The 12697-nt window shown below is 41.5% G+C and carries 12 protein-coding genes; 4 read left to right on the top strand and 8 right to left on the bottom strand.

Annotated elements, in window-relative coordinates; genetic code table 11:
• The first annotated feature begins 83 nt into the window (after window positions 1–83).
• The 4 genes from FCN14_RS09405 (at window position 84) to FCN14_RS09390 (ending at window position 3355) form a co-directional block, all read left to right on the top strand.
• Window positions 84–1451: a serine hydrolase domain-containing protein gene (locus FCN14_RS09405; protein WP_138431025.1), complete on the top strand. Its 1368-nt coding sequence runs from the start codon at window positions 84–86 to the stop codon at window positions 1449–1451.
• A gap of 17 nt (window positions 1452–1468) precedes the next feature.
• Complete coding sequence (locus tag FCN14_RS09400) at window positions 1469–1867, top strand: hypothetical protein (RefSeq protein WP_138431024.1); 399 nt, start codon at window positions 1469–1471, stop codon at window positions 1865–1867.
• Window positions 1868–2157: 290 nt separating this feature from the next.
• Complete coding sequence (locus FCN14_RS09395; protein WP_138431023.1) at window positions 2158–2577, top strand: DoxX family protein; 420 nt, start codon at window positions 2158–2160, stop codon at window positions 2575–2577.
• A 61-nt stretch (window positions 2578–2638) separates the two neighbouring features.
• Window positions 2639–3355, top strand: coding sequence for a COG3650 family protein (locus tag FCN14_RS09390; protein ID WP_138431022.1), 717 nt, complete (start codon window positions 2639–2641; stop codon window positions 3353–3355).
• Here the strand turns inward: FCN14_RS09390 and FCN14_RS09385 are convergent.
• The 8 genes from FCN14_RS09385 to FCN14_RS09350 all read right to left on the bottom strand — a co-directional run bounded on the left by FCN14_RS09385 (window position 3352) and on the right by FCN14_RS09350 (window position 12687).
• Window positions 3352–4146, bottom strand: coding sequence for a hypothetical protein (locus tag FCN14_RS09385; protein WP_138431021.1), 795 nt, complete (start codon window positions 4144–4146; stop codon window positions 3352–3354). The two genes, FCN14_RS09390 and FCN14_RS09385, sit on opposite strands and share 4 nt — an antisense overlap.
• Window positions 4147–4238: 92 nt before the next feature.
• Window positions 4239–5273 (bottom strand): phosphotransferase, encoded by a 1035-nt coding sequence (locus tag FCN14_RS09380; protein ID WP_138431020.1) that lies wholly within the window; start codon window positions 5271–5273, stop codon window positions 4239–4241.
• 1 nt (window position 5274) lies between these two features.
• On the bottom strand, window positions 5275–6060 hold the full coding sequence (locus tag FCN14_RS09375) for a phosphorylase family protein (protein ID WP_138431019.1): 786 nt from the start codon (window positions 6058–6060) through the stop codon (window positions 5275–5277).
• Window positions 6061–6079: 19 nt separating this feature from the next.
• The gene (locus FCN14_RS09370; protein WP_138431018.1) at window positions 6080–6817 is read right to left on the bottom strand and encodes an ABC transporter ATP-binding protein; all 738 of its coding nucleotides are present in this window, start codon (window positions 6815–6817) and stop codon (window positions 6080–6082) included.
• Entirely contained in the window at window positions 6811–7590 is a 780-nt protein-coding gene (locus FCN14_RS09365; RefSeq protein ID WP_138431017.1) for an ABC transporter permease, read from the bottom strand. Before FCN14_RS09365 ends, FCN14_RS09370 begins: the two co-directional genes overlap by 7 nt.
• Window positions 7574–8455 carry an ABC transporter permease subunit gene (locus tag FCN14_RS09360; protein WP_138431016.1) on the bottom strand — a complete coding sequence of 294 codons (882 nt, stop codon included), beginning with the start codon at window positions 8453–8455 and terminating at the stop codon, window positions 7574–7576. The genes FCN14_RS09365 and FCN14_RS09360 overlap by 17 nt, the downstream gene beginning before the upstream one ends.
• On the bottom strand, window positions 8421–9635 hold the full coding sequence (locus FCN14_RS09355) for an ABC transporter substrate-binding protein (protein ID WP_138431015.1): 1215 nt from the start codon (window positions 9633–9635) through the stop codon (window positions 8421–8423). Before FCN14_RS09355 ends, FCN14_RS09360 begins: the two co-directional genes overlap by 35 nt.
• 37 nt (window positions 9636–9672) lie before the next feature.
• Complete coding sequence (locus FCN14_RS09350) at window positions 9673–12687, bottom strand: TonB-dependent receptor plug domain-containing protein (RefSeq protein ID WP_138431014.1); 3015 nt, start codon at window positions 12685–12687, stop codon at window positions 9673–9675.
• Between the last annotated feature and the right edge of the window lie 10 nt (window positions 12688–12697).

Raw genomic sequence — 12697 nt, 5'->3', positions numbered from 1 at the left:
TAGTGAGAGTGGTGGTGTAACACCTGCTAATTGTATTCGTAAAGGGAGCGTGGAATAAAAATAAAAAATAGGGTAATTGAGTTATGACTAAATCACGATTGAGAATTTCATTACTGGTAGTGGTGCTGTCCTTTTTATTGCAGCCTTCTATTTATGCACAATCTTCTTCAAGTTTTGATAAACAAAAGTTAGATGCATATTTCAATAAGCTGGTAGAGAAAGACAAGTTTATGGGATCTGTTGCTATCGCTTCTGATGATAGTGATGTGTATCAAAAAACTGTGGGCTACGCTTCTAAAAAGCGAGAGATACAAGCCAATAGTAATACAAAATATCGTATAGGTTCTGTAACAAAAACGTTTACGGCAGCAATGATTTTTCAGCTTATTGAGGAGGGAAACCTTTCTCTGGATACTAGGTTAGCTGATTTCTATCCACAAATTCCACAAGCTGATAGCATTACTATTGAACACCTGCTGCGGCATCAGTCGGGGCTTTATAACTTTACCAGTTCGTCAGCCTACCCAAATTGGATGAGTGAAAAGAAATCTACAGAAGAACTCTTGGCATTGTTTCGTGATAGTGAATCCCAATTTTCTCCGGGAGAGCAAATAAGTTATAGCAATACCAACTATGTGTTGTTAGGCTTCGTCATAGAAGATATTACAGGACGTTCGTATGCCAAAGAGTTGCAGAAGCGCATTGTCGATCCACTTAAACTGGAGAATACCTATTATGGTGGAGCTATCGACATGAATAACAACGAAGCATTCTCTTTTGGCTTTTCTGGAGACTCTTGGAGTAAAGCCCCCGAAACGCATATGAGTATTCCAGGTGGGGCTGGGGCTATTGTATCAACTCCCGATGACTTAAACGATTTTATTCGAGCGTTATTTAAAGGCAAGGTAGTTTCGGAGAAATCTCTGGATAAAATGACGGATACCAAGCAAGGTATGGGAATGGGGTTGATGAAAATCCCTTTTTATAATACCTATTCATATGGCCATAATGGCAGTATTGGTGGTTTTAATTCTAGTATGTCATATTTTCCTACAGAAGGTGTGGCATTAGCTGTAACTAGTAATGCTATAAATTACAGCATGAATGATATGCTACTGGGTATTTTGAGTATCTATTTTGGCAAAGAGTTTGAAATCCCCTCCTTCGATCAAAAGACGATTACATTAAGCAAAAAAGAGATGCAGAAATATGTGGGAGATTATGTATCCAGTCAATTACCGATGGATATTAAAGTGTTTATCGATAAAAGTACTTTGAAAGCCCAAGCTACCGGACAGGGTGCATTTCCGCTGACAGCAAATAGTAAAACAGGTTTTCGATTTGATCCTGCAGGTATTAAGATAAAATTTGATTCATTGGCTAGTAAAAAATACCAACAGTTCCAGCTAAAACAAGGCGGAGGAACGTTTCTTTTTAAGCGAAATAAATAACCATAAAGAGATGTCTTATGATGGATAAGAAAAAGACGAAAGCATTAATGGTTGCAAGTGCCACAGTGCTGGGCGTATTGGGTGTGGGGGCTTCATTTTTACCTCAAGAACTGCTTTCATATTTCGACATAATCGTTAATGGAAATGCTGTGTTAGTTGTTAAGGCATTGGGGGGACTTTATATTGGTTTTGCTTTACTAAACTGGATGGCTCGTAGTAATATTATAGGGGCAATATATAGTCGCCCCGTAGCAATAGGAAACTTTGCTCATTTTTTGATAGTAGCAATTGCAATGATAAAGCATCTGATTAATAGCTTCACCTCTATTCCCCTGGTTGTACTTACAATTTTGAGCACATTTTTTGCCATAAGTTTTGGATACCTGCTTATTGCCGGGGGCAAAAGCTGTAGTTGAAAAATATATATGGAGCATCCAACACGGGGATAAACGGAGCTAGATTGTTTGATACAAGTTTGTATGGAGCTTTTATTCCGTAGCTATTCTGGTTGGTATTAATATCTCTTTCTAACGTAAATCGGTGATAGCAACAGTGATTAAAGCTACTTGTATAGGATAATCCGAGTTTTAATAAAGAATAGCGTAAAAAAGTGTAATAATTCGATTAAAAAAAGAAGCTACTGGATTTATTGGCATAGAACTGTTTTTATTGTATTGATTCATCAATCCAAACAAGACCGTATTCTATGTTAAATCGATTAAATTCTTCTACTCTAAGTGAGTTTGTTGATGCCAAAACTTCTGCAGCAATCCTTCGCATATTTGCCGCTTTTTTTATGTTCTATGGTCACGGCTGGGGCAAACTCATGACTGTTTTTAGTGGCGACTTTCCATCTGGTTTTGACCCTATTGGGATTGGCCCAGAACTCTCAATGATACTTGCGGCATTGGCCGAAGGTGTATGTTCTATATTGGTAATTGTAGGGTTTTGGACTCGTCTGGCAGCAGCCATTTTGGTTATCAATATGTCCGTAGCCGTCTTTGCCTATCATATCCCTGCCGGTGATGGATTTGGGGGCATGGAATCTGCTTTATTCTACTTATGTGTCTTTGGAGTTATTTTCCTATTTGGTCCCGGGAAATATTCTATTGACAGTAGTAAGTAAACTACTTTTTATTGGGAACCTGTAACAGGGTTCCCAATTATATAATAGCAGTAATTCTAAATTGATAGAACGGTTCGTGTATTCCAGGTTATTATTCTCCTTTGTAATAGTAGCGCTGTTTTTCAGCTGTGGCACTCCTAAAAAAAATACACCGGAAACCGCTGCAAAAGATTCGCGGAATGTATCCCTGCCAGATTTTTCATCCATTCAAACACCAGATGTGTTTGCCTACAGTTGTGGAGATTCACTACAGTTTTCTGCTTACGTAACTCCCGACAGCAGCTGGCTGTTTTTGCCTGATACTACGGTGAAAGTTAGTGCCGTTGGCTCCGGTTCCGGGGCACGATACGAAGGCAATAGATATCTTTACTGGAGTAAGGGGAATGAGGCGATTCTTCAAAAACCAACAGGGTCATTTATGACCTGCCAAACAGTTAAGCAAGAAAAAGCAAAGGCCGCCGCCCGAATACGCGGGGTAGACTTCTTGGCGCTCGGACAAGAGCCTGGCTGGAGGCTTGAGATCACCAATGGCCAGCAGATACGATATATTGGTAATTACGGCCAAGATACTGTTTATGCTTCTACTACCAAGCCTGATATTAATAAAGAACAAAGCCGTAAAACCTACACTGTTCAAGCCAAAGACCACACGCTTTCCATTATAATAACAGATACCCCTTGTACCGATGTTATGAGTGGGGTAAAATTTCCATCAACAGTGCAGGTTACCATTGATGGAACGACTTATAGCGGATGTGGGGAATCATTAGAACATTAATTGAGGTATAGGAAACGTTCCCACAGTTCTACTCGAATCCGATCACGGGTTTCATAAATGGTATTAAAAAGTTCAGTAATATCGGCATTTTCATCCATTGTTTGGTTCATGATCTCTGCCGTAAAACCGAACTCTAAATCGCTGACATTTTCGAAGAAGTTTGCTGTGCTATAATTATATCCATATTGTGAGCCGCTGGGGGCAATAAGCGAATAGGTATGCCAACCCTTCATTTTATCTCTGTTGATACGTTCTTGGTGGATTGGTTTAGCAATCTCCTCTTCAAGCATTAGGTAATCCGGACCCTTGCCCGGTGCAACCCTCATGTAATCCATACTTACATATTTACCGGGCGGATTGGATGTGTCTCCATCGGAGACCATATTCTCCACTTTCCATATTTCAGATTTAATAACACTGCAATGGTTGGTGATCTTCTGGTTACTCTTATCTGTCGAAGAAGGAATAAAAGGTGGGTTTTTAATATCATTAAACAAGTTCAGCAAAGAATCAATATTAGAAGCGGTTACTACACTGATAAAATCATAGCTGTTTTGTTTCCCGCCGGGAAACTTAGCATGGTATAGGGTCCATGATTTTATGGCTCCCGATTCTAAAAGGTTGTTATATATCTTTTTAAGCTCCTGTTGAGAGAGAGTCAAGAAACGCTGTAGGTTCTCTTTTTCAACACTGATATAGTCCATTTTCTTATAGTCATTGAGAGCTGTTTGGGAATATGCCGTAGAAGTGCAAACACAGATTAGTATAGCAACAACAAGTACCTTCTTCATAGTGTCTCCTGTTTTTTAGGTTTTATGATGTAAATAAGCAAATTTTTAACAAAAAAGCACCTGTATGGTTAAAATAATAAATTAAGTTGTGGTTATTTTTCCCACAGCTTAGTAATGCAGGCTGATGCTATTATTTGCTGCACTTTATTGACTGCTTGTCTAACTGGCAGGCTATCAGCTTCGCACTCTTCATATACATAGCCCTTTTGAAACGGACCGCACACCCGGATTAAAATTTCAGCACCCGCATGAGTCATCATACCATCCAAGTCTAGTTCTGATATTTGCTCTCCCATTGATTTTTTATAGCTCTTCCAGAACTGTCCCCAAAGTTGTTTGAACCTATTTTCCTGACTTTCAAAAGAAGCCATATGGGCCTGCATCCAACAATGTGCAGCAAAATGTCCTACATCCTGTAGGGGATATCCAAAATGTGAAAATTCCCAATCAATAATATACAAGTTGCCGCGGTCAACTAATATTGAGGGGGGCCAAAGGTCGCCCATAATCAGACAACAACCTGTTTCCATCAATTGGTTGCCTAGCATTTGTGTTTTTGATCGGATGAGGTTGAGATCTATACCCTGTGCTCTACTCGCTAAAGCATAATCAGCGGCCGGTTTATATTGTACTTCCAATCGTGTTTGTTGTATATCATGGTTGTCAAACCTTTGTGAGAGCTCCTTCTTCCCAAATGTTCGTCGGTGAATATTACCGATAAAGGTTCCTAATCTCTCTCCTATGGAGTCTAGATTGTTGTCGCCTAACCACTGATCGAGAGAGGGTATTTGCCCCAAGTCTTCCATAAGAAGCAAATGTTGGTTCTTATCATAAACATATATTTGGGGTGGACGAAGTTGCTCATCAATGAAAGAATAGAGTAGCCCATCTTCTTCGAAGAGTTGTAAGGCCTTGGCTTCAATGGCAATACGTTCAGGGCTGAGCGAGACTTCAGGATTTGAGGCAATATGCGGGGGAGCCCATTTGATGATTAGCTTTTTGTTGCGGTCGCATATTCGCCACAGGTGATTCAGGTTTCCGCCCTCAATAGGTTGAAGTTCTGAGGTAGCCTCAAAGCCGGGAATCGAATGATTAAGAATCGAATATATCTTCTGCTCTGAAATCATGTTAGTACTTATAGATATGGTTACCAAAGGAAACAGTTTCTCCGTGTTGCAAAAAATCTATTAAAATATCTTTTGTAGCGGCGCGAGCCTTAACAAGTGATTCCCGAATATCTTCTTCTGGGGGATTTTCAATACTTGGAATAGAGTACTTATGTCCGACAACGAGTCCTGCAACTGGTATCTCCAGCTCATTTGCCAGTATCACTTCCGGTGCTAGGGTCATAGAGTTTACATCTCCCCCCAGTTGCCCCCACATTTTATTTTCAGCCGGGGTTTTGCTGCGTGGTCCGCCTGCATAAACAAAGACCACCTCATCAGATTGATGAATGGTGTTGGAATGACGCTCGTAAAGTTGTTTGGATAGGGCGTTAGAGAATAAACCTTCGTTAAGAACCAAGTGCCCTTGTTCTTCCGTTGGTTCTTGAAACATACTACAAGTTGAGCCATCCGGCAGTCTGTTTTCAGGCATTAACTGATCGGTTAACAAAAGGGGTTTGTAGAGTGGAAGCTCTTCAGTTAAAACACCAACAGAGCTATTGATCACCAGTGCCCCACAATTAACAGCTTTTAGGGCAGCAGCTTGAGCCCGATAATTTATTTGATGAGGCAGTAAATGATGTGGGGACCCATGACGATTCAGTGCAAATATTTTTCGCCTATTGTCAGTACTACCCCCATAAATGATCTGTTTTCCCCACTTGGTGTCCACTTCAATGGGTTGTAGGCCCAGCTTCTGGGGGATGCTGTTCTTAAAGGCACTGCCAAGTATTATAGCTAAAGATTGCATAAATAAATTAACTAACTAATTAGTTTCTGTTGTTTTTAATGGTACTCCAGAATTCGATCTCTTCCTGTACGCCATTATTTCCACTTTGAATAAATGCTTCTATGGAGGGGTAGATCATAAGTTCACCGTTTGAAATGCTGCCAATACGATCTCCCATCAGGATGGCTTCTTTAACATTGTGTGTTACAAAGATGGAAGTAATATCTACATCATTGGCAATTTGCTTGAAGAGTTTCTGCATGTTGGCTCGTATATCGGCATCAAGATTTCCAAAGGGTTCGTCTAAAAGTAATACACTGGGATTGGTGATGAGCGCACGCCCAAAAGACACACGCTGTTTTTGCCCGCCTGATAGCTGATCAGGCATTTTTACTTCCATACCGGTGAGCTTCAGCTTTTCAATCATGGCATGAGTGCGATCGGAAATCTTATTTTTATCAACTTTTCTCAATTGCAATCCAAAGGCAATATTTTCAAAAACTGTTAAATGAGGAAATAGCAGCGGTTCTTGGTACAAATAAACAACATTGCGTTCCTGTGGGCGAAGTGTTTGGACATTGGTATCATTAACTAAAATAGTTCCCTGATCGGGAGATTCAAGACCGGCAAGAATTTTAAGCAGTGTCGTTTTACCACATCCCGATTTGCCCAATATACTCAGTGTCTCATTGTTGTTTAGGGTAAGAGAAACCCCGTTAAGTACCTGTTCAGCACCATAGGATTTTGATATATCTGTTGCTTTCAGTGGATTTACCATCGTTTTTGGAATAGGTATTTCTTATTAAAATAGAGCAAAATAACAGGCGGCAGTACCAACAGGGAACTGGCTAAGGCAGCATTATAAAAGTTGGCTTCATTAATATACTGAAATACTTTTAAGGTAAGTGTTTGTACTTTCCCTACCCCTATGATGGTCGTGAGTCCATATTCAAACCAAGAGATTAGAAAGGTCTGGAAGAAACAAACGACCAGCAGTCCCTGAGCCATTGGAAAAAAAACATCTTTATACGTTTGCCAACGATTTCCTCCAAGCGTCTGAACAAGTTGCTCTATTTTTTGGGTATGGTTACTCCAAAAACCGCTAAGAAGAATTACACTATAAGGGAATGCAATAAGCAGATGTCCTACTATAACCCCCAGCAAGCTGCCTGCAAGGTTCAATTCAATAAAATAATAATACAACACGGCAGCATAAATAACCGGAGCAAGCACAAAGGGGAAATAGGAGAGTCGCATCCAAAGCTTGCGGCTACGGTGGTATGCTATTTGTTTGCTGGTGTAAAAGCCACTTAGCGTTGCCAGCGTTGCTACGGTTATAGCAACAGTAAGGGAAAGCAACAAGCTGCTAAAAAGGTTATTTCTCTCTGTGAAAAGGGCATGCCACCGATCAATAGTAAGAGAAGTCGGCAATGTATTGGGGAAAAGCCATATTTCTGCAAAAGAGAGCAGAAGCAAGTAGGCTACCGGAAATATAAAGATAGCTGATAGCAGTCGGGCCCAGAATAATTTTAAGTTACCTCTCGAGATCATAACTAAAGGAGCGTGATTTAAATAAAAAGAAGAGTATCACTAGTACTAAAAAGATAAACACAAGTGCTGTTACATAGGCTTCCGGTATTGTGGATAGGCTAAATCGCCGAAGTTTGCGGATAGTAAGAACCGACATCATTTGAGGAGTTTGTCGCCCAAGTATTAAGGGGATTTCATAGGAACCCAACACAAAAATTGTATAGAGCGTAAGGGTGGGAAATGCTCTTTTAAGTAGCATGGGAATAATAACCCGACGAATTTGAATCCACCGGGAAGCACCAAGGGTTTGAGCTACTCGAGAAAACTCAGGTATATTTTCTTGGCTATATAAGTTTAAAAAGTAAATTGTAAAAAAAGGAATTGCCATAAAGGTATGGGCAGCAATAATCCCAATACCAAAGGGATCATTTACCAGTTCCGGGAAAGCGGACGTTTGAGAAATAATTCCAAGCTGAAGAAACAGGCGGGCAAAGAACCCGGACTGTGATGCTAACTGAAAGACTAAAAAAGCTACCACAATAGCGGGAAAGGCCAGCGGGATGTAGATCGAAAAGGCCGGCAATCCTTTTTTAAGGGGTTTATTTAGGTATAGTGAAATTCCAAGAGCTGAGGTGATACTTATAGCAATTGTTGCCAGTGCGATATAAAAAGTGTAAAGCATTGATAGCCAGAACTCTTGGTCAGAGATCGCTTGTATCCAGTAGCTAAGGGTGAATCCAGCACTAGTCAGGCCGATTAGGCCCAGGCTATAGAGAATTGCATAAAGTATACCCAGCACCAACGGGAGTACTGCCAGCAGAAGAAATAGGATAATGCCGATAGCTTCTGCTTTATTTTTGAATAACGTGGGTACGGAAATCTTCATACAGTCTAATCATATATTCTGGGGCTAGCTCTTGTAGCGCTTTTTGCTGCATCTGCTTATTACTGGGCGCGTGACTGCCTTTGGGCAGTGATACAAACTTTTTATTCATAGTTTTAGAAAGCTTTTTAATATCCAGTACGGTTCCATCGCCCCAGGTATCAGGCCGTGCTTTCTGGTACTGAGCCTCTGGTGAGATCAAAAAATTACTGACAACCATGGCCGCCGCTTTTTTGGCGGAGTTAACGGGAATACCCAAATAATGGGAGTTCTGAATAGTTCCGCCTTCGAGCAAATAGGCCCGGGCTGATTTAGGAAAAAAGCCTTCCCTTATTTTATTATCCACCTCGGCATCGTTATTACTCATTGTAAAATGAAGCTCGCCATTAACAAAAAGTTGATGCATTGAAGAGACGGAGGAGGGAAAGGTTTCACCCTCTTTCCAAAAATGAGGTTTAATGCTATTGATGTAATCCCAGAGTTGGGTTGAGTATTTGGTGTATTTTTTTTGATCAAATGCCCCATCAAGGGTATTGGCTCCTGCCATATTGATTAACAGAGATTTTAAGAATGTCATCCCTGAGAAATCGTTGGCAATGGTAAAGGTACCAGGATGTTTGCGAACGTATTGAGCCAGCTCTTCTTTAGTCTTTGGGGGGGTATTAACACGGGCCGAATCATAAATAATAGTGAACTGTACATTGCCCCATGGAACTTCATAACCATTAATAGGTTGTTGGAAGTCATATTTAATAAAGGGGTTATCAAAATCGATATACCGGGTGTTTGGCAGTTTTGAGACAAAGGGACCATAAAGCCCGTTAATCTGACGAAGTTGGTAAAAGGTTTCCCCGTTAATCCAAATAAGATCAAGCTCGCCATTCTGTTTGCCTGCTTCTATTTCGCTCATAAGAATGGAAACAATCGTATTTCCCTGTCCGCCGGCAATTTCTAGATCTACATTGTACTGTTGCTTAACAGTCGGGGCTACATAGTTTTGCATATAGCTATTAATATTGGGATCTCCCTGCCACATCATCATGTTAACGGTTTGGCCATCCGCTCGTTGACGGATCTGATCCCAGTTAAGCTTGCTTAGGTCAGTTTGATGATTGCTCTTGCTACTACATGAAAGAAGCAGCAGGAGGCAAAAAGCAGATATAAAATAGGTGTATGAATTCATGTTGTAATATGTTGATACCAATTCCATCCTAATAAAACTAAAATCTATAGTTTACACTAAATTGAAACTGTCGAGGGGGAGCAGCATTGCGATATTCAAACTCTTCACGGTCAATAAGCCCTACCTGTACTTGGTTACTGGCCGTAGCATTGCTGGTATAACCGCTGTAATTAGTGGTATTGAGGAGGTTAAATATATCGGCACGTAGCGTTAGCTTTTGCCCCTGCACTATAGAAAGCGAATATTTAAGACTCAGGTCAAAAGTGTAAGACCAAGGCAGGCGTTTATCATTACGGCTTGCCCCTGGTGCCCGGTCGGTTTTTCCTGTGTATTGTACTGCACGGCTAGTACCATCTCCGTTAAGGTCAGAGGTGCCGCCATAGTTTACTGCATTGGCAATTCGGTTCACGGGCTGCCCGCTTTGGATGAGAGAGGTAAGCGTAAGAGCAAGTTCTTCCAGAGGATAAATGGTACCGAGGGCACTGATAACATGGCGACGATTATTAATAGAAGGTCCCCATTCATCGGAAAAGTCATTGGCATCTTCAGCTTCGAAGTTGATATCCTCTGTATTATTGCGAAGGCTGGAAAGTGTATAACTAATGCGGTAACTGTAGAGATCATTTCCCCGATCCTTAAGCAGGTTAACGTTCGCTGCCCAATATCGAGACTCGCCGCCGGTTTGGGTCATTGTTATGCGCCGCGCTACGTTTCGCAGGGTATCAGTGCCGCTTAATGCATAGGGATTGCTATTTTCATCATATCGAATAGGAACCCTTCGGGTGGCGTCAGCTTCTTTTTGGGTACGGATATCGGAAGCATCGGCATTGGGGTTATCTACTTCGTATGGTGAGGGAGTATTTAAATCTATGAGTCGAAATTGATTATATCCCCGTTTATGAATAAGGTCAACATAAAACAATAGATCTTTGCGGACCTGTTTTTGATATCCCAACGTAAAATGATGGGCGTATGGATTATCGAGTCCATTGGGGTTTAGAATTGTTTTTTGATTACTGAATGCATAGCCATCAGAATCAGCGAAGTCACTGCTGGTAGATCCTTCAAGGTAATCAACATTGGTTTCGGTGGCCGAGGCATTTCCATCAGAAGTAATACGACCAATATTTGTACTTTCGGGCAGGTATCCTTGGTCGCGAAGGAGTCGAAGCTGTTCTTTGAAATCCGGAGCATTGGAACTGCCGGCAATAGCATCGCTGTAAATGGCATAGGGGATACGATCATAGAAAAGCCCGTAACCGGCTCTCAGTGTACTTAGTTCTGTTAGGCGATAGTTGGCATTAAAGCGGGGAGCAATATTGTTAAAATCACCCTTTGAGGCCCCTGCTTTGGAAAGGTTGTCATAGTCGTATCGGAGTCCAAAGCTGATGTTAAGTCGATTGGTAAGGGAGTAGAGATCTTCAAGGTATAGGCTGTAGATAGACTGGTTACCATCAAAAGTATTAGGGTGCAGTTCCACACTGTTGAACAGGACTTGGGTATTGGATGGGATGTGGCGATACGATAGATTTTTACCAAAATTTTGGTTTTTAAGGGTGGTAAGTTGCTTCTGGTTTAGCTGGACGGTATAAAATCCATTACCGTTGCCGCCGCGAGTATCATGATGGTTAGTACTTATGATTCCGCCACCTGCTTTTATGGTATGATCTCCTTTATAAAAAGTAAATTTTTGCTGCACTTGATGGATGCGCTCAATAATATCAAAATTGCCGAGCGATTCGCCAAGTATGGCGATATTTTCACCCTGGGGATTACGCACATATACTGAGGGGGTATTCTTGGTTTTAGGCTGTATATATATCCAGTCGAAAGATGAGTATTGGTAGTTTGTCTCCGAAGTAAAGCCGCTGCTGTTGAGCACTGTATTAACGGCGGCTGTAAATGAGTTTCGGCGTTGGTTGTTGGCAGCTTCAGGAAAGGTTGTACCTCCATTTAGGCCCCCGCCCTGCCGTTCAATGCCTACATACCCTTTATGTAAACGGAGTGAAGAGCGTAGTCTGTTATTCCAGTTATGATCAATCTTTCCGGAGAGCAGCGTATAGTTATTTTGCCCGCGCACGGTAGTATTGACTCCCAGGTCGGGTACATTTAGCAAGTTATCTTTTATGCTGATCGTCTGTTCAGCGTTCAGGTAAAAAAAGGTATTATCCTTTTTTATAGGTCCGCCCAGGCTGAGTCCAAATTGGTGACGCTGGAAGCCATCTTTTACGGTGTTGCCTGAGAGATCCGTTTGGGCAAAGGGAGATGAGGCATCAATGACAGGGCCGGGGCGTGTTTCATAGTATCCTTTTCCACTAAATGTATTGCTGCCCGATTTTGTGGTGATATTGAATACCCCATTGCTGGTTTGTCCATATTCTGCAGAAAAGTTATTGGCAAGCACAGTCACATTTTGGGTAAATCCAACGGGGATGCGAAAGCGGGTCCCTCCCAGGAAGCGTTCATTATTATCCATTCCGTCTATGAGATAGCTGGTGTACAGGGAGTTCGCTCCATTGATAGTAACATTGGGCGCTTCGGGAAAGAAACCGGTTGATTTGGTTACATTGGGAAGTCGATACAGTGAGTTCGTTATATCTCGGCCTTCGATGGGAATACTTTCCAGTTCCTTTTCCTGAAGTTCTGAAGATACTTCCGCATCGATGGTGTTTATCCGTGCTATAGAGTTGCTGGCCTCCACGGTAATTTCATCAAGCTGTTGTGTCTCTTTGGGAGAAAGAGCCAGTGTAATACTTTTGCTGGCGTTGGATCGGAATACCACGTTCGATGCTGTCAATCCGTAGTAGTTACTGTTCTCTACCGCTACTACACTGTAGGTGCCGGATGTTAAAAGTCCATTAAAATAAACCTTCCCTTGTTCATTGGTTTGCTGTTCAGCCTGATACCCAATGCTGCGGTTTTCCAAAAGTATAGTAAGGCCATCAACAGCCTGCCCATTAGTTTTATTGATGACAGAAACATTCAGACGGGATTGTGCAAAAACGGAGATTGAAAAGAGTAAACCGGTTACAGTAAGTAATAGTTTTTTCATAACGGGATAC

Source organism: Fodinibius saliphilus (assembly GCF_005869845.1).
GTDB lineage: Bacteria > Bacteroidota > Rhodothermia > Balneolales > Balneolaceae > Fodinibius > Fodinibius saliphilus.
The sequence above is the reverse complement of the archived record's forward strand: the minus strand, read 5'-3'. Positions and strand labels throughout refer to the sequence as shown.